The sequence below is a fragment of the Kribbella sancticallisti genome (assembly GCF_039530625.1).
Lineage (GTDB): Bacteria > Actinomycetota > Actinomycetes > Propionibacteriales > Kribbellaceae > Kribbella > Kribbella sancticallisti.
The window spans coordinates 576,043-592,975 of sequence record NZ_BAAAOS010000018.1; the positions used below are offsets into that span (position 1 = coordinate 576,043).

The window sequence follows — 16,933 nt, forward strand, 5'->3', positions numbered from 1 at the left end:
ATGACCGAAGCGATCGAGCCCGGTGTCACCGACGCCCTGGCCCAGGCGGTGGCGACCGATCCCAGCACCGCGAACCAGGAGAAGTTGTGGGCCGCGACGTTCGCCCTGGAGCGCTGGTGGTTCGTCCAGCGCGGCGAACCGGACAACCCGCAGCCGTTCGTCGGCGTGCACCAGGAGCAGCCGTTCCTGATGGCGTTCACGTCCGCCCAACGGGCCCGCCGGTTCGCGATCGAGAACGGTCTGAGCCCGGCCGACACCGAGGTCCTGGTGCTCGCGCTGGCACCGGACGACGCCGTCGCCCAGGTGCCGGTCTGGCTGCGGGAGGGTATCGCGGCGATCACCTTCGACCACGGGATCAGCGGCTACTTCGCGCCGCTGGGCAACCTACCTGCGATCCGGTCGCATCTGCGCGGCGGCGCCTGACACGCCGTTAGGGCAGCCTGGCCAACCGTGAGAATCGGGTGCCGGAGCACTACATTGGCGTACATGAGCACGTACGCGAAACTCCTTCAAGAACAGATCCGTAACGAATTCACGGCGTCACAGCAGTACACGGCAGTGGCTGTCTGGTTCGACGACCAGGACCTTCCGCAGCTCGCGGCGCACTTCTACAAGCAGTCCCTGGAAGAGCGCAACCACGCGATGATGATGGTGCGGTACCTGCTCGACAAGGACATCCGTCCGCACATCCCGGGCAGCGGCGAGGTGGTGAACGACTTCGACTCCGCGCTGGAGCCGCTCGAACTCGCGCTGCAGCAGGAGATCACGGTCACCAAGCAGATCGAGACGCTGGCCCGCACCGCGCGCGACGACGGCGACTACATCGGCGAGCAGTTCATGCAGTGGTTCCTCAAGGAGCAGGTCGAGGAGGTCTCCGCGATGACGACACTGGTCAACGTCGCGAAGCGGGCCGGTGACAACCTGTTCCACCTCGAGGACTTCCTCGCCCGCGAGGTCGTCGGCGACACGGGCTCGGACCCGACCGCCCCGGCCATCGCCGGCGGCAGCGTCTGACCGCAGTATCGAAGGCGTAGTGCTCCGGGCCGCCGCGATGCGCGCGGCGGCCCCAGCGGGGGTGCCCTACCAGGAGCCGCCGCCTCCGCCACCTCCACCGCCGCCGGAGGAACCACCGCTGAAGCCTGAGGAACTGCCGCCCCCGCCACCGCTGCCAGCCGGGGCCGGCGGCGGGTCGAAGGTGTTGGCGACCGTCTGGCTGATGCTGCCGGCGGCGAAGCCCGAGGTGTAGTACGAGGGACCGTAGTACCAGTAGGGATCCGGCGGGATCCGGCCGGCCGCGACGAGCTCGGCGCACAGCCGCTGCCAGCGGTCCGCCAGGCCGAACGTGATTGCCCAGGGCAAGTACTTGCTGAAGATGTCCTCGCCCTCCTCGAAGCGGAGCTGGTCCGCCTCGGCCGTGGCCAGGTAGGTGCGGAAGCCGATCAGCTGATCCGTCACCGCGCGGCCGGCGGGATTGCGGATCCCCCGGGCCCGCTTGCCGATCCAGATTCCGATCGCCACCAGCACGGCGACCACCGGGATGATGACGATGGCCGCGCGACCGAGACCACCCGTGGCCGCGCCGATCGCAGTACCGGCTATGCCTGCGCCGAAGACCCAGAAGCCGATGATGCCCAGGCAGGCCAGCTTGAAGCCGCTGGTGAAGCTGGAACCGCCGCCTGCGCGCGGCATCCGTACGTACCAGCCGCGCTGCCTGATCTGCTCACGAAGCTGCCTGACCATCGCGTCGTGCGCCTGCCGCATCGACGTGTCACCCGTCGGGCGGCGCTCCAGCACGATCTCGGAGCCGGGCTGCAGCGAGGGGAACAAGCCCTGCATCAGGACCTGCTCGTGCGGGACCGTCGCGACCGCGGGGTTGAGCAGTACGGCCTTCTGCTCGGCGCCGGAGTTGTCGATCCGGACGCCACCGCGGACGGCCAGGTCGATCAGCGTCGCCGCGGTCTCGGTCGTGTTCGCCTTCGCGTCGATCAGCAGACCGCCCTCGGCGACCGGGATCCGCGGCGGCGAGAACGCGACCGGGATCTGGTCCTCCGTGAGGTCGTCCTTGATCGGCTGGGCGCCCATCCCGTCCGGCGGGAAGGTGCCGGGCGGCATCCCGGCGAAGCGCAGGTCGCGGTTGCCGTTGCGGCTGTAGAGCACGGCGGCGATCAGGGCGCCGACAGTGACCAGGCCGGAGCCGACCAGCCCCGGGATCGTGACCCCGGCACGCTCCAGCGCGCCCGGCGCGTCGACGACGATCGGAGTGTCGTTGCTGACCGCACCCGCTTTGATCCCGGCGACGATGGTGAGTTCCTCATCGTCTTCGAGGTTGCTCTGGGTGAAGACGCCGCGATCGCCGGAGACCGAACTCTGGTCGCAGGGGTTCGTGCCGCGGATGAAGCAGGCGGTTTGCTGAACCCCCTGGGGAACGGTGACGTTGACGGCGACCCGGGCCAGTACCGCGTCCCACTCGCTGCCGGTGGCATCCCAGTACAGCTCGCTGTGATCGTCGAAGTGCCGCAGCGCGCCGCGGACGTCGTACGTGATCACGTAGGTCGCCTCGGTGCCCCGGATCGTCTCGTCGGGGGATCCGATCTTGATCTGGATGCTCTGGTCGCGCTGGCTGTTCGACTTCACCGTGGTGGTGCTGAACTCGTCGGGCGCGTTCTGGCTGTCCACCTTGATGTTCGAGATCTCGTACTTCTGGTCCTTGGACTGGTCGTCCTTGTAGACCTCGCGGGTGATCAGGTTCCGGTAGATGCCGTGCCGGCCGGAGCTGCCGAAGTGGTAGGCGATGGTCTCCTTGACCTTGAGCACACCGTCGGTCGTCACCTCGTAGTCGATCTGGAAGTTCGTGACGATGTCGCCGACGTCCGCCGGCGTCGCCGAGGCGGGCGCCGCAGTCGCGAAACCGGCCAGCACCAGACCTGCGACGGCCGAGACGATCGCGGTGAAGATTCCCCTACGCATGTCCGGACAGTACCCAGCATTGGGGTCCGCGAGGCGGAAGTCAGTCCGAACTGTTGGCGCCCGCCGCCCGGATGGCCGCCGCCACCAGGTCGGCGGCGGTGGTCTCGCGGGTGCGGCGGCCGCGGTCGTAGTACTGGGTGGTGGAGATGGTGGCGTGGCCGACGTCGGCCTGGACGTGCTGGATCCGGGCGTCCTGCTCGAGCGCGATCGTCACGTAGGCGTGCCTGAGCGCGTGCGGATGGATGCGGTCGGCCACGTCGTCCAGCGCCGGACCAGCCTGTACTGCGATCCGCCGGAGCAACGTGTTGATATCGAACCGGGAGCAGCGCGTTCCTTCGCGGGTGGCGATGAGGGGTGTTCGGTTGGCGCTGGTTCGGCCTCGTAACGCGGGGGCTGTTGCCTGCGCGGCGGTGTCTCGCTCGGCTAGGTAGTCGGTGAGCGCTGTGGCGGCCAGGTCGGTCAGGTAGACCTCGCGGTGGACGCCGCCCTTGCCGAGGACTCGCAGCATGGGCTCGCCGCCGGAAACGACGAGGCTGTCGCGGTCTAGTCCTACTAGCTCGGAGACGCGGAGGCCGAGGGTGAGCAGGGCGACTATTGCGACGGCTCTGCGCGCGTAGAGGAAGCGGTGGCGGGTGCGATTGGGCAGCTCGGCTGCTGCGTCTAGGAGTGCGCGTAGTTGACCTGCTGTCAGCCTGATCGTCGGCGAGGCGTCTCTCGAGGTGCGACCGAGGCCTAGGCGGGCGCGGTTGAGTGCTGCTGGGTTGGCGGGGACTACGCCGGTTTCGGTCAGGTGGCCGTAGAACGCCGAGAGGGTTGAGAGCATTCGCTGTCTGGTCCGCTTCTCCGCTCCGGCTGCTTCAAGTTGATGTAGCCAGACCTTCACTTCGCGCCCGGTCGCGGCACGCGGATCCATCCCCCGCGCCGCACACCACCTGAACCACGCCAACTGGTGCAGCACCCCCACGCCCCGAGGCGGCCGCCCGCCGCCTGCTCCAGCCGACCCGCCGGTCTCGCCGGCCCCGCCCATCCGGTCCAGGGCGTCCACCCAGCTGGGCGGGAGGCCGAGGGCGTAGGCGTACGTGCGTCGGGTGCCGGCGTTGGCGTACTGGCTCAGCCAGTCGGCGATCTGCGCCTGCAACTCAGCCGGCTCCTCAACACCCGGCCAGGCGATCTCCTCCCCCGCAGGCAATCGTGCGGGCGTCCGCCGGCCGTCCAGTTCGGCTCGCAGCGCCTCGAAGACAGCCAACGGGTCGGATTCGCTCGACATTCGCCGATCTTCTCGCGCTCGCCCGGCCAACGTCCGGCGCCGCGCCGATCGCGCCAACGAAACACAGGTTTCGTGGGCTTCTTATGAGATTTTAGAAACGCCGAACCGGTTTCCGGGTTTTGAAACCGGATACATCTACGCTCACGGGCATGGAATCGGACACTGCGCGGTGCGGATACAGCAAGTGCCGGGCTGAGCTCCCGGCGCCGGGGATGCAGGGCGGCCGGCCGAGGAGTTTCTGCCGGGAAACGCGCTGGGAAGGCGGGCGGACCTGCTCCCAGATGGCGCGAGCGGAGCGGGAAGCTCTGGGAGCGCTCGGGCTGGACGCGGGGAGCACCACGTTCCGGCTGGACGCTGAGCGGCTTCGTGAGCACCTGGACAACATCCGTGGGCCGGTGGATGAGTTGACCGCGGCGCTGGCCGCCGTGACTGCGCGGCTCGATGAGGTTGAGACGGCGGCTGTGGCTGCCGTGGATGCGGCACATGGACAGGTCGCCGAGGCAGAGCGAGCACGCCTGGCTGCGGAGGAGGCTCGCGAGAGTGCCGAGCAGAGAACTCGGCAGAGCATCGCGGCCGCCGAGCGAGCTGCCAAGGAACGTGCAGAGGCTATCGATCGGGCATCAGCCGCAGCCCGTCAGGCACTCGACGCCACCGAGGCTCTTGGAGCGGCCCGTCAGCAAGCACAGGATGCGCTCGACGCCCGCGCGGCAGCCGAAGTACAGGCCGCTCGCGAGGCCGACCGCGCGACAGCCGTCGAACAACACACCCGCGACCTGCTGCTCAAAGCAGAACAAGCAGCCCGCCAAGCCGTCGCCACCGCCGAACGAAAAGGCGAGGAGGCAGTCCAAGCTGCCGTGCAGGAGGGGCGGGAGGCCGTGCTTGCCGTCAGAGCGGAGGCTGCTGCAGCAATCGCCGCCGCCGAGGAGCGGACCGCTGACGCGGAGAAGGCTGGCGAGGAACGTGTGCGGGAACTGATAGCTGCCGTGGAAGAGAACCGCAGGATCGCGGCTGCCAACGAGCTAGCGCTCGCCCAAGCCCATCAGGCGGAGACCGCGTTGCGGGCCGAGATCGAGGTACTCCGCGCCGAGCTGACCGCCGAGCGCCAGCGCGGGGCTCAGGCCGAAGTACTCCGCGCCGAGCTAACCGCCGAGCGGGAGCGCACCCACCGACTCCACCCCGACGACCTCAAGGCAGTTGTCAGCGCACTTGCTCCTCTCTCGACCACCTGACCCACCCAACTAGGGGTTGTGCTGAGCGGGCGGTTAGGGGAATGGTGGGTTGACCAGGAGGAACGTCATGGCAGACAAGACGAATACTTCCCAGGGCGCTGGTGCTGCTCCGGTCGCGGAGAGCCCGGCTGCCATTCGTAATGTGGTGCTGGTCGGGCCTTCGGGCGCCGGCAAGACCACGCTGGTCGAGGCCTTGCTGGTCGCGTCGGGTGTGCTGTCCAGACCGGGGTCCGTCGTCGACGGTACGACCGTGTGCGACTGCGACGACGCGGAGATCCGGCAGCAACGTTCGGTGGGGCTGGCACTCGCGCCGCTCCCCCACGACGGCATCAAGGTCAACCTGATCGACACCCCCGGCTACGCCGACTTCGTGGGTGAACTCCGCGCCGGGCTGCGCGCGGCGGACTGCGCGCTCTTCGTCATCTCCGCGAACGAGGGCGTCGACGAGCCGACCAAGGCGCTGTGGCAGGAGTGCGACCAGGTCGGGATGCCGCGCGCCGTCGTGGTCACCAAGCTCGACCACGCCCGGGCGAACTACGACAACGTGCTCTCTTCCGCGCAGGCCGCGTTCGGCGACAAGGTACTGCCGCTCTACCTGCCCGCTGGTGATGGGCTGGTGGGGCTGCTCTCGCAGACGCAGTACGAGTACAAGGACGGCAAGCGCAGCACGCACGCGCCGGACGAGCAGTACGCCGACCAGGTCGAGGAACTCCGCGGAACGCTGATCGAGGGGATCATCGAGGAGTCCGAGGACGAGTCGCTGATGGAGCGCTATCTCGGCGGCGAGGAGATCGACCAGGCGGTGCTGATCGAGGACCTGGAGAAGGCGGTCGCGCGTGGATCGTTCTTCCCGGTGATCCCGGTCTGCAGTGGCACCGGGGTCGGCACCCACGAGTTGCTCGAGGTCGCGACGAGCGGATTCCCGTCGCCGCTGGAGCACCCGCTGCCCGAGGTGTTCACGCCACACGGCGTACCGCGGGGCAAGCTCGCCTGCGACCCGGCCGGGCCGCTGCTGGCAGAGGTGGTGAAGACGACGTCGGACCCGTACGTCGGCAGGGTCAGCCTGGTGCGGGTGTTCTCCGGCACCATCAGGCCCGACACGACGGTTCACGTGTCGGGCCATTTCACGTCCTTCTTCGGCGAGGCCAACAGCCACGCGGACCACGACGAGGACGAACGCATCGGCACCCTGTCGTTCCCGCTGGGCCGGCAACAGCGACCCGCGTCGACCGTGGTGGCGGGTGACCTCTGCGCGATCGGGCGACTCACCCGGGCCGAGACGGGCGACACGTTGTCAGACAAGACGGAACCGCTGCTGCTGAAGCCGTGGACGATGCCCGAGCCGTTGCTGCCGATCGCAGTACAGGCTCATGCGAAGACGGATGAGGACAAGCTGTCGGTCGGTCTGCAGCGGCTCGCCGCGGAGGACCCGACGCTGCGGATCGAGCAGAATCCGGAGACGCACCAGATCGTCTTGTGGTGCATGGGCGAGGCGCACTCCGACGTCGTGCTCGACGCGCTCGCCAACCGGTACGGCGTGACGGTGGACACCGTGGAACTCCGCGTACCGCTGCGCGAGACCTTCGGCGGCAAGGCGAAGGGCCACGGCCGGCACGTGAAGCAGTCCGGCGGCCACGGCCAGTACGCCGTCTGCGACATCGAGGTGGAGCCGCTGCCCGAGGGCAACGAGTTCGAGTTCGTCGACAAGGTGGTCGGCGGATCGGTGCCGCGCCAGTTCATCCCGAGTGTGGAGAAGGGCGTGCGCGCGCAGATGGAGAAGGGCGTCGGCGCGGGGTATCCGATGGTCAACATCCGGGTGACGCTGCTGGACGGCAAGGCGCACAGCGTCGACTCGTCGGACATGGCGTTCCAGATGGCCGGTGGTCTCGCCCTGCGCGAGGCGGCCTCCGCGACCAAGGTCAACCTGCTCGAGCCGGTCGACCTGGTGTCGGTGCTCGTCCCCGACGATCTGGTCGGCGCGGTGATGAGCGACCTGTCGGGCCGACGCGGCCGCCTGCTCGGCACCGAACGCGTCGGCGAGAGCCGCACCCTGGTGAAGGCCGAAGTCCCGCAGGTGGAGATCACCCGCTACGCCATCGACCTGAGGTCGCTGTCCCACGGCGCCGCGTCGTTCACCCGAAGCTTCGCCCGCTACGAGGCGATGCCGGACTCCGCCGCGGCCCGGGTGAAGTCGACGGCCTGAGCGGACGACCTCAGCTCAGACGGCGGCGGATCTCTTTGGACTGGAGGTAACTGGCGACGTCGTCATAGCGCTCGGACTGGTTGGCGAACTCGATGTACGAGCGAACCCGATGGAGCCAGTCCAGCGTGGATGGCCTCAACGCTGTCAACGCACCGGAGAGGTGCTGCATCGACAACGGTGGCTCGCCGCCGGTCGCGAGAGCCTCGTCGATGACCTTGTCGACGCCGCGTTCGACCAGTGCGCGCAGGTCGGCGCCGCTGAACATCGCGGTCTGGGCGGCCAGCGATTTCAGATCCAAGCCGGCCGACGGGATCTCCTTCAGCACCACCGACAGAATGTCCGCGCGGGCGGCCTCGTCCGGCGGCGGCACGAAGATCACCCGGTCGAAACGCCCCGGCCGCAGCATCGCCTCGTCGACGTCCCAGGGCGCGTTCGTCGCCGCCAGAACCAGTAGGCCCTCGTTCTCTGAGCCGATCGCGTCCAGTTCCTGCAGCAGTACGTCGACCAGTCGGCGTGACTCCGAGCCGCCGTGCTTGTGCCGGGCGAACGCCAGCGCGTCGAGTTCGTCGAGGAAGAGCACGCACGGCGCGTTCGCCCGGGCCCGCTCGAACGCGGCGTGCAGGTTCCGCTCGGAGACGCCGAGGTACGGGTCCATCACGTCCTCGATCCGGACGTTGACGAACGGCAGGCCGCACTCCCCCGCGGTAGCCCGCGCGAGCAGCGTCTTGCCACACCCAGGCGGGCCGTAGAGCAGTACTCCGCCACCGGACTTCCGCCCGTACCTCTGGTAGAGCTCCGGGCGGCTGAGCGGCAGGATCACCATCCGGTGGATGACCCGCTTGATCTCCTCCATCCCGCCGACCTGGTCGAAGGTCGTCGTCTCCTTCGGCGCGTCGCTGTCGAAGCCGGCCTCGTCCTCGGGCCCGATCTTGACCTTGACGCCGCTGCGCGCGGTGATCATCTCGTCCACGAGTTGCTGCAGCCGCCCGGTGCCCTCGACGACCCCGGCCTGCCGAGCCGCCTCGAGGCAACTCCGGACCAGCGCGAGCCGGCCGTTCGCCGCCGCCAGTTCGCCGACGACGACCAGTTGGTCATCGGGGAGACCCCGCTGATCGAGCAGTACGACGTACTGGTCGAGCGCGGCCTCGGTCTCCGCGGCTGAGACGAGGGTCTCGGCCAGCACCAGCCGAAGCAGCACGTCGTCCGGGCTGGCCTCGACTGCCTTTCGCAGTGCGGAGATCCGGTCGTTCGTCATGCGCCCCACTTCCGGTTGATCATGCGGTGCACCAGCGGCGGCGCGACCCACGAGTAGACACAGAACCCCAACCAGCCGAACGCCACCACCGTCGACAGCGGGCCGAGACCGACAGCACGCAGTCCGTAGATGACCGCGACCGCGCCGATCCACACCACCAGCGGGTTGAACCGCTGCATCGGCCGCAGTGGGCGGAGCAGCGGGTGATTGATCAGCTTCGCCGCCCGGGCCGCCTCGCGCAGGTCGTGGTCGTTCGGGTTCGAGGCCGCGGCGGACGCGAGCGAGCGGTATCCCGTGCGCGGATCGCCGGTGAAGAAGGACGCGGTGCCGTGCAGGGCCCGCGCGCCGGGATCCTCGGGGTCGATCGAGAGCGCTTTCTCGCTGTGCTTGCGCATGTCCTTGTGCCGGCCCTGCGCGAAGGCGATCTGCGCCCGGGCCGACGACACCGCGGCGCTCTCCGGGGCGTGCGAGGCGGCGCGTTCCACCAGAGCACTGGCCTTCTCGGTCTGCCCGGCCGCCAGGCAGACCATCGCGTAACCGAGCAGCAGGTCCGGGTCGTTCGGGTCGAGGCTCAGCCCGTTCAGGTACGCCGTCTCCGCATCGGTCAACTCGCCGGCGGCCCGGAGTGCCGAGCCGAGGACCTGGAACATCGGAACGTTCGGGCCGTAGCGGGCCAAGCCGTCCCGCAGTACGTCCGCCGCCTCCATGTTTCGGTCCAGCGAGTGCAGCGCCGCGCCCCGGAACAAGAAGGCGCGATAGTCCACGGCCGCATCGCCCCACAGGCCTTTCAGCTCGTCGAGCGTCCGCTCGGGATGGCCGATCTGCAGCCAGTGGCCGGCCATCTGGAGTCTGGCCTCTGCCGGTTCAGTCACAGCCACACCGCCACAATCGCTAGCAGGACAATCTCGAGAAAGCCACAACCGATCACCGCGGCGATCCCCGGACTCCACAGCGACCCGTAGTCCGCGTTCCGCAACTGGAACGCCCGGTCCATCGGCTGCTGGATCCGCACCTGGGCCAGGCAGGTCGCCACCGCCACCACCCGGATCGCCACCCGGACGCCGGAAGTCGCCGTCAGGTCGTCCGTCAGCAGGACCAGCACGATTGCTTCCGCCACCAGGCCGGCGCCACCGAGAGCCAGGATCAGCCGCCGCTTGGAGGCGGCGACTCCGAGGCGCCGGGCGTTCAGGAACGCGATCAGCGTCGTGGCGATCACGCCGCCGAAGAACGCGACGTACGCCTGCGACGTCAGCCGCCAGGGTCGGGCGGACAGGTCGACGTCGGCGCCGATGGTGGGGCGCAGCAACTCGTCCGGCATGGGGATCCCTCTCCGATCAGGTCAGGCCCGCGCAGTTTAACCTGGGCCGATGACCGAGAACTGCCTCTTCTGCGGGATCGTGGCCGGCACCATCCCGTCCCAGCAGATCGCCGAGAACGACCGGGCGATCGCCTTCATGGACATCAACCCCGCGACCCGCGGGCATCTGCTGGTGGTTCCCCGCGAGCACTCGACCGATCTGCGCGAGGCCGCGGCGGAGGACCTGACCGCCGCCACCCTGCTCGCCCAGTCCCTGGTGAGCCGCGTGATGGACCGCCTGGAGGCGGACGGCGCGAACCTTCTCAGCTGCATCGGCGCCGATGCCTGGCAGTCCGTCTTCCACACCCACCTGCACGTCATCCCCCGCTACAAGGACGACCCGCTGAAGCTCCCCTGGCACCCGACCTCGGGCGACTCCGACAGCATCACCGCCACCGCCGCGGAACTTCGCTGACCCGTACCGCGTAACGCCCGCGGGTGCTCATGACACTGAATCGGCGAAAGGACCTTCGCCGAGAGCACCTGGGGTCGACATGGCCGCACTTGAAGCAACCTGCGCTGTTCCTGGGGCCACTGGGTCAAGAGAGCCGCAAAGACGTGCTCTAGCCCGGCGCCTGCTTCCTCTGCAAGTGGCTGTCTTCTTGCAGGGCCTCGGGTTCTGGGTGCCGATCGAGAAGCTCTTCATGACCGAGATCGGCTTCGACGCCGCCACGATCGGCGTGATGGCCGCCGCGTACGCCGGGCTGGTGCCACTGGCCGAGGTGCTCTCCGGAGTGCTGGCCGATCGGTGGTCTCGGCGCGGGGTGCTCGGCCTCGCCTGCGTCGCGATGCTGCTCGCCGTACTGGTCGGTGCGCTCAGCCAGAACGTGATCACGTACATCGTGGCCGCGCTCATCCTCGGCATCTACTTCGCGATGTACTCCGGAACGATCGAGGCGATCGTCTACGACACCGTGCTCGAGGAGACCGGCGGCAGCGACGCGTACGAGCACCAGGTCGGCCGGGTCCGGCTGATCGAGAGCCTGGCCCTCGTGCTCAGCGCCCTGGCCGGCGGCTGGATCGCGGGCGCCACCTCCACCCGGCTCACGTACTGGATCACACTGCCGTTCATCGTCGTCTCGGTGCTCGTGCTGACCCGGTTCCGCGAGCCGCGGCTGCACCAGGCCGGCGACCGGGTGCCCCTGCGGCAGCACTTCAAGATCACTGTCAGCGCGATCGTGCACCGCGGCAGGCTGATTCCGATCGCCGCGGCCTCGATCACCGCCGCCGTGATCCTGCAGGGAGTCTTCGAGTTCGGGCCATTGTGGCTGATCGCGCTCTCCGCCTCGGCCGTGCTCTACGGCCCGTTCTGGGCGGCGATGGTGTCCACCCTCGGTCTCGGCGGTCTGCTCGCCGGGAGGCTGAGGCTGCACAAGCCGATCGCGGCGGTGGCCGTCGCGGTGACGATGCTGCTCGCCTGTCTGACCATGACCACCAGCCACAACCTCCTGGCGCTGACCGTCGCGATGGTCATCCTCACGCTGCTCGTGGTCGTCGCGGGGATCCACGTCAGCCGCCTGATGCACGACGCGGTTCCCTCGACGATCCGGACCGGCGTCGCCTCCGGCATCAGTGCGGTGTCGTGGTTGGTGTTCCTGCCGTTCGCGCTCGGCTTCGGAGCTCTCACCAAGCAGTCCGGGGTCTATACCTCCGGGTGGATGATCACGGCCATGGCGCTTCTGGCGGGCGCCGCGCTGGTGTGGGTCGTGGTCCGGCCGGTCCGGTCATGACGAGCTGCTTGCTGATGCCGATTCGTCGTACAGGCGGTGATTACTCTGAGCCGATGGAGGGCTTCCCACCGGACCAGGAACTGGTCGCCCGGCTGCAGGACGGGGACGAGGACGCGTTCGCCCTGGTGCTGGACAGCTGGTCGGGCGGGATGTTGCGGCTGGCTCGGTCGTTCGTGTCCACGGAGGAGTCCGCGGCGGAGGTTGTCCAGGAGACTTGGCTCGCGGTGATCGAGGGGATCGGGCGGTTCGAGTGCAGGTCGTCTTTGAAGACCTGGACCTACCGGATCCTCACCAACACGGCCAAGCGGCGCGGCACTCGGGAAAAGAAGGTCGTTCCGCTGAGCAGCGCCGAGGACAACGGGCCGACCGTGGATCCGGCGCGGTTCCGGCCGGCCGGGGTTCCGTTTCCGGGGCACTGGTGGGAGTTCCCGCCGGCCTGGCCGACTCCGGAGCAAGGGCTGCTCGGCGCCGAAGTACGGGAGATGTTGTCGGCCGCGCTCGCTGAGCTGCCTGATCGGCAGCGGGTGGTGATCACGCTGCGCGACGTCGAGGGCTACGCGTCCGAGGAGGTCTGCGAGCTGCTCGAGATCTCCGCCGCGAACCAGCGGGTCCTGCTGCACCGCGCCCGAGCTTTCGTCCGCGGCAAACTGGAGGAGTATTACACCCAGGAGGTGTCCTCGTGAACGATCTCGACTGCCGGCAGTTCGTCGAGCAGGTGACCACCTTCCTCGAAGGCGACCTCGGCGCCGACGCGGAACAGCGGTTCATCGAGCACCTCGCGCTCTGCGACGGCTGCGACCGCTACCTCGACCAGATCCGCCAGACCACCCAGGCGCTCCGCGACCTCCCGGCCGAGGGCATCTCCCCCGCCGCCCGTGCCAACCTCCTGAACGCGTTCCGTTCCCGCCCTTAGGGCTCTCTCCGCGCGACCAACTCGTAGACGGCGAGGATCTCGCCCACCAGAGCCTCCCAGTCATACCTCTGTACTGCGCTCAGCCCGGCCTCGCGCAGTTTGTCCCGCTCATCAGGCGAGCCGAGCAGTCTCGAAGCCCGCGCCGCCAGCGACTCGGCGTTGCCGGGCTCGAACAACTCCCCCAGCCGTCCGCCGTCCAGCACCTGCCGGAACGCGGCCAGGTCGCTCGCCAGCACGGGCGCACCGGCTGCCATCGCTTCGAGCAGCACGATCCCGAAGCTCTCACCGCCCAGATGCGGCGCGATGTAGACGTCCGAGCCGGCCAGCATGTCCGCCCGGGCCACATCGTCGATCGCGCCGAGGAAGAGCACGTTGTCCCGGCACGACGCGGGTAGCGAGCGGCGAGCCTCGTCCGCCTGCCCGGTTCCGGCCACGAGCACTTGCAGCCCAGGCCGCTCGTCCACCAGGCGCGGCACCGCCGCCAGGAGGACGCCCAGCCCCTTCCGGTGCTCGTCCATCCGGCCGAGGAAGCTGATCGTGCCGTCGGTCCCCTGCCACTCCGGGCGGACCCGGCCGGCGAACCGGCTCGTGTAGAGACCGTTCGGGATCACCACCGCCTCGCCGCCGATGTGCTGGACCATCATCGACCGGGCGTTTTCCGACACCGCGATCCGCGCGTCGATCTTCTCCAGCGCGGGGCGCAGCAGACCCGCCGCGGCACTCATCGCCCGGGACCGGACCTGCCAGGTGTGGAAGGTCGCGACGTACGGCCCGTCGCCGGCCCAGAGCGCGATGATCGACGCGCTCGGGGTGGTCGGCTCGTGCACGTGCACGACGTCGAAGTGCCCGTCGGCGAGCCAGTTCCGCACCCGGGCGGCGGTCCGCGGGCCGAAGCTGACCCGGGCGATCGACCCGTTGTACGGCACCCCGACCGCGTGACCGGCCGAGACGACGTACGGCGGGGCCTGGTCGTGGTCGACGGGGGCGAGCACGGACACCTCGTGGCCGCGGGCAAGCAACGCCTCGGCGAGATCGCGGACGTGGTTCTGCACCCCGCCCGGCGTACCGAGCGAGTACGGGCAGACCAGGCCGATCTTCATCAGTCCAGGAAGATTCGCTGCAACATGTGCCAGTCCTGCGGGTGCGCGGCGATGCCTTCGGCGAACGCGTCAGCGCAGCGCTGGGTCATCCGGGCGGGTCCACCGGTCTTGTCGATCGGGTCGTGGAAGGTGATCACCAGGTCGGGGCCGTCGTAGTGCAGCGTGGCCGGGATCAGCGGGGCGCCGGTCCGCACGCTGAGCGCCGCGGGACCGGCCGGCATCCGCGTCTGCCGGTCGAAGAACTCCACTGGCACGCCTCGCTCCGACAGGTCCCGGTCCGCGACCAGGCAGACGAATCCGCCCGCCCGAAGACGTTCCGCCAGTACTCCGAACACGTGCTCGTCGCTTCCGGTGAGTGGAAGCACCTCCATCCCGAGTTTCGCACGGTAGGCGACGAATCGGTCGAAAAGAGACTCGGGCCGGAGTCGCTCGGCGACCGTCGAGACCGGCATACCGGTCCGGCCCGCCCAGGCGCCCGCGTGGTCGTAGTTCGCGAGGTGCGGGAGTGCGCAGATCACACCCTTGCCGGCGGCGTGGGCGTCGCGCAGTACTTTCTCGTTCACGGTGCGAACCCGGCCGACGATGCGAGCGTCGTCCCACTCGGGCAGCCGGAAGGCCTCCTGCCAGTACCGCAGATACGACCGCATCCCGGCCCGCGTCAACGCATCGAGCTCGGCCGCGGTTGCCGACGGCCGAACCACGGCGAGGTTGGACCTCAGCCGCTGCACCCCACGCCCGTCCCGCCGTACGACGAAGTCAGCCACCCGGTGGAACACCGCGGTAACCACCCGCTCAGGCAGCCTCCGCACCAACCCCCAGGCCACCGCGAACGCCAGATCAATCCCCCGCTGCCGCAATCCCTCCACGACTCAGGAGGTAGCAGGTGGCGCGTCGTTGCCATCCTGCTCATTCGCGGCCGGCTTACCAGGCGCGGGCGAGGCAGGCGGCGGAGTACCGGGGGTGCCGAGGCCGGCGTTGGCTGGGTCGGCGAGGACCTGCTTGCGGACCGACAGGGTGCGCTGGACGACCGTGATGGTGCTCGCGACCGCCAGCAGGCAGAGGACGATCTCCAGCAGGATCGGGAGGTTGAGCACGTCGGAGAAGAAGCCGATCACCAGCACGGAGACCAGCCGGTCCGACCGCTCCGCCAGACCGCCGCTCGCCTGCAGGCCGAGGCTCTCCGCCTTCGCCCGCGCGTACGAGGTGGTCGCGCCCATCACCAGCGCCCACAGGGTGACCGCCGCCATCCACGGCGTGTCACCCGCGCTGCCGGCGTAGTACAGGACGAGGCCGCCGAAGATCGCGCCGTCGCCGAGCCGGTCCAGGGTGGAGTCCAGGTAGGAGCCCCACTTCGACGACGTGCCCGAGGTGCGGGCCATGTAGCCGTCGATCAGGTCGGAGAAGACGAAACACGTGATCACGACCGTGCCCAGCCAGATGTGGCCGCGCGGGAAGAAGATCAGCGCACCGGCGCAGACGCCGATGGTGCCGACCAGGGTGACGGCATCGGCGCTCACACCGAGCTTGAGCAGGAGGTTGGCGATCGGCGAGATCACCTTGGTCCAGAACTGCCGGAATCTGTTAAGCATGGCGACGCGATCGTAAACCAGCCGGGTCCCCACCCGGTGACTCGCCACCCACAAGCCTTCCCCCACCCCCCGCCGGTACCGCACCATGGGCCTCACCCCCCAACCGCCGACGGGAGGTCCAGATGGCCGAACCCGGGCACCCCACCGAGGGCACCAGCACGCCCATTTCAGCGACCTCGCAGACCGCCGGCAGTCACCAAGCACCGCCCATCACCGACCGAACGGGCCGCTGGGTGCGCGCCCTCCGACTGACCCCGTGGGTGCGCCCCGTCCTCCGGCTGGCCCGCTGGGTGAGCGGCGCCCTCCGACGGTGTCGTCGTCCCTACCCATGCCCCGCCTGTTCTCGGTTCGGACGGTTAGTACGTGGTGGCGGTTCGTGGGTGGTGGTGGGGTTGGTGGGGTTCGCGTTGGTGGCGGGGTGTTCGGTGGCTCGGAAGGCGGATGAGGCTCGACCTAGGCCGACGCCGCCGCCCGCGGTGCTGCCCAACGTGGTCGTGCCACCACAGGCCGAGGGTCTCGATGGAACAGCCGGCGCACCCGGCCCTCACGTCTGTACCGCGGTGACCTCCACGCTGACCAAGCAACTCGGGGTGAAGGTGACGGCTAATCCCAACGCGTGGAATGACGGCGGGCTGCCCGCGCTCGATCTGTGCACGTTGCTGCTCGAGGGACGGCCGGTCGTGGTCGGGGTGAGCGCACTGCCGATCCAGCCGGATTCGCTCAGCCGCCTGGCGGCCGGCGCCGGAACGCTCGAACTGGTACCCGAACTCGGACCGGAAGCACGAATCGGCGCCTCGCGGGTGGTGTTCGCGGTGCGAGACCGAGCCGTCAAGATCACCCCCGCCGGAGGGATCAACGGCGGCTATCCGGGCGGGATCGATCGCGCGAAGGCGGTCGCGATCGCCCGGGCGGTGCGCGACGTAGTACCGGCGATGGTGCGGCCCGGGCGGCAGTCGGATGCGGCCTGCCAGTTGTCGACCTCGGCCGCGGAGCGGTTCGTCGGAGTACTGGTCCAACTGCGGCGCGACTACCGGGTGAACGGGGCGCTGACCTGCATCTGGGGAACCTTCGACGCGACCGTCTCGATCGTGGAGTCGTTCCATACCGACACCATCCCGGAGGCCAAGCAAACTCCCCCGCCGCGGCTTGCGCCGATCGGGCAGCCCGGGTACTACCTGCCTGACCAGGGCGAACTCGTCTTCCGCAAGGGCCGCCGGGTGGTCCGGGTGACGGGACTGACGAACCCGCCGCGGGAGATCACGATGGAAGCGCTGCTCGAGATCGTCGAGCCTTTGATGCCGCTCTTCATAAGATAGGGCCCGG

17 protein-coding genes are annotated in these 16,933 nt (G+C 69.2%); 9 read left to right on the forward strand and 8 right to left on the reverse strand.

The annotated features are described in order from the left end of the window. Entirely contained in the window at nucleotides 1-423 is a 423-nt protein-coding gene (locus ABD255_RS13040) for a hypothetical protein (protein ID WP_344213360.1), read from the forward strand. A 63-nt stretch (nucleotides 424-486) separates the two neighbouring features. Further along, nucleotides 487-1,014 (forward strand): ferritin, encoded by a 528-nt coding sequence (locus tag ABD255_RS13045; protein WP_344213363.1) that lies wholly within the window; start codon nucleotides 487-489, stop codon nucleotides 1,012-1,014. A gap of 66 nt (nucleotides 1,015-1,080) precedes the next feature. Here the strand turns inward: ABD255_RS13045 and ABD255_RS13050 are convergent, their stop codons facing one another. After that, complete coding sequence (locus ABD255_RS13050) at nucleotides 1,081-2,967, reverse strand: DUF2207 domain-containing protein (RefSeq protein ID WP_344213365.1); 1,887 nt, start codon at nucleotides 2,965-2,967, stop codon at nucleotides 1,081-1,083. Nucleotides 2,968-3,007: 40 nt separating this feature from the next. Beyond that, a complete protein-coding gene (locus tag ABD255_RS13055) occupies nucleotides 3,008-4,234 on the reverse strand; it encodes a tyrosine-type recombinase/integrase (RefSeq protein WP_344213367.1) in 1,227 nt (408 codons plus the stop codon). Between the two features lie 149 nt (nucleotides 4,235-4,383). Between ABD255_RS13055 and ABD255_RS13060 the strand changes: the two genes are divergently transcribed. Next, nucleotides 4,384-5,463 (forward strand): coiled-coil domain-containing protein, encoded by a 1,080-nt coding sequence (locus ABD255_RS13060; RefSeq protein WP_344213369.1) that lies wholly within the window; start codon nucleotides 4,384-4,386, stop codon nucleotides 5,461-5,463. A 67-nt stretch (nucleotides 5,464-5,530) separates the two neighbouring features. Next, the gene (locus ABD255_RS13065) at nucleotides 5,531-7,666 is read left to right on the forward strand and encodes an elongation factor G-like protein EF-G2 (protein WP_344213371.1); all 2,136 of its coding nucleotides are present in this window, start codon (nucleotides 5,531-5,533) and stop codon (nucleotides 7,664-7,666) included. Between the two features lie 10 nt (nucleotides 7,667-7,676). On the opposite strand, the gene ABD255_RS13070 is transcribed toward ABD255_RS13065, so the two are convergent. Genes ABD255_RS13070 through ABD255_RS13080 form a run of 3 tightly spaced genes read right to left on the reverse strand, consistent with a single transcriptional unit; the run spans nucleotide 7,677 to nucleotide 10,239 of the window. After that, a complete protein-coding gene (locus ABD255_RS13070) occupies nucleotides 7,677-8,921 on the reverse strand; it encodes an AAA family ATPase (RefSeq protein WP_344213373.1) in 1,245 nt (414 codons plus the stop codon). Beyond that, the gene (locus ABD255_RS13075; protein ID WP_344213375.1) at nucleotides 8,918-9,793 is read right to left on the reverse strand and encodes a tetratricopeptide repeat protein; all 876 of its coding nucleotides are present in this window, start codon (nucleotides 9,791-9,793) and stop codon (nucleotides 8,918-8,920) included. Before ABD255_RS13075 ends, ABD255_RS13070 begins: the two co-directional genes overlap by 4 nt. Continuing rightward, the gene (locus ABD255_RS13080; protein WP_344213377.1) at nucleotides 9,790-10,239 is read right to left on the reverse strand and encodes a hypothetical protein; all 450 of its coding nucleotides are present in this window, start codon (nucleotides 10,237-10,239) and stop codon (nucleotides 9,790-9,792) included. Before ABD255_RS13080 ends, ABD255_RS13075 begins: the two co-directional genes overlap by 4 nt. A 49-nt stretch (nucleotides 10,240-10,288) precedes the next feature. Here ABD255_RS13080 and ABD255_RS13085 point away from each other — a divergent pair, with 49 nt between their 5' ends. The 4 genes from ABD255_RS13085 to ABD255_RS13100 all read left to right on the forward strand — a co-directional run bounded on the left by ABD255_RS13085 (nucleotide 10,289) and on the right by ABD255_RS13100 (nucleotide 12,921). Then, nucleotides 10,289-10,693: an HIT family protein gene (locus ABD255_RS13085; RefSeq protein ID WP_344213379.1), complete on the forward strand. Its 405-nt coding sequence runs from the start codon at nucleotides 10,289-10,291 to the stop codon at nucleotides 10,691-10,693. A gap of 175 nt (nucleotides 10,694-10,868) precedes the next feature. Then, nucleotides 10,869-12,008 (forward strand): MFS transporter, encoded by a 1,140-nt coding sequence (locus ABD255_RS13090; RefSeq protein WP_344213381.1) that lies wholly within the window; start codon nucleotides 10,869-10,871, stop codon nucleotides 12,006-12,008. Between the two features lie 53 nt (nucleotides 12,009-12,061). After that, on the forward strand, nucleotides 12,062-12,691 hold the full coding sequence (locus ABD255_RS13095; protein WP_344213383.1) for an RNA polymerase sigma factor: 630 nt from the start codon (nucleotides 12,062-12,064) through the stop codon (nucleotides 12,689-12,691). Beyond that, nucleotides 12,688-12,921 carry an anti-sigma factor family protein gene (locus ABD255_RS13100; protein WP_344213385.1) on the forward strand — a complete coding sequence of 78 codons (234 nt, stop codon included), beginning with the start codon at nucleotides 12,688-12,690 and terminating at the stop codon, nucleotides 12,919-12,921. Before ABD255_RS13095 ends, ABD255_RS13100 begins: the two co-directional genes overlap by 4 nt. Here ABD255_RS13100 and ABD255_RS13105 read toward each other — a convergent pair. Genes ABD255_RS13105 through pgsA form a run of 3 tightly spaced genes read right to left on the reverse strand, consistent with a single transcriptional unit; the run spans nucleotide 12,918 to nucleotide 15,610 of the window. Continuing rightward, the gene (locus tag ABD255_RS13105; RefSeq protein WP_344213387.1) at nucleotides 12,918-14,021 is read right to left on the reverse strand and encodes a glycosyltransferase family 4 protein; all 1,104 of its coding nucleotides are present in this window, start codon (nucleotides 14,019-14,021) and stop codon (nucleotides 12,918-12,920) included. The genes ABD255_RS13100 and ABD255_RS13105 overlap by 4 nt on opposite strands. Further along, nucleotides 14,021-14,887 carry a phosphatidylinositol mannoside acyltransferase gene (locus tag ABD255_RS13110; RefSeq protein WP_344213389.1) on the reverse strand — a complete coding sequence of 289 codons (867 nt, stop codon included), beginning with the start codon at nucleotides 14,885-14,887 and terminating at the stop codon, nucleotides 14,021-14,023. The genes ABD255_RS13105 and ABD255_RS13110 overlap by 1 nt, the downstream gene beginning before the upstream one ends. Nucleotides 14,888-14,890: 3 nt before the next feature. Then, a complete protein-coding gene (gene pgsA, locus ABD255_RS13115; protein WP_344213391.1) occupies nucleotides 14,891-15,610 on the reverse strand; it encodes a phosphatidylinositol phosphate synthase in 720 nt (239 codons plus the stop codon). A gap of 395 nt (nucleotides 15,611-16,005) precedes the next feature. Here pgsA and ABD255_RS13120 point away from each other — a divergent pair, with 395 nt between their 5' ends. Continuing rightward, on the forward strand, nucleotides 16,006-16,926 hold the full coding sequence (locus tag ABD255_RS13120) for a hypothetical protein (RefSeq protein WP_344213393.1): 921 nt from the start codon (nucleotides 16,006-16,008) through the stop codon (nucleotides 16,924-16,926). Nucleotides 16,927-16,933: the final 7 nt, after the last annotated feature.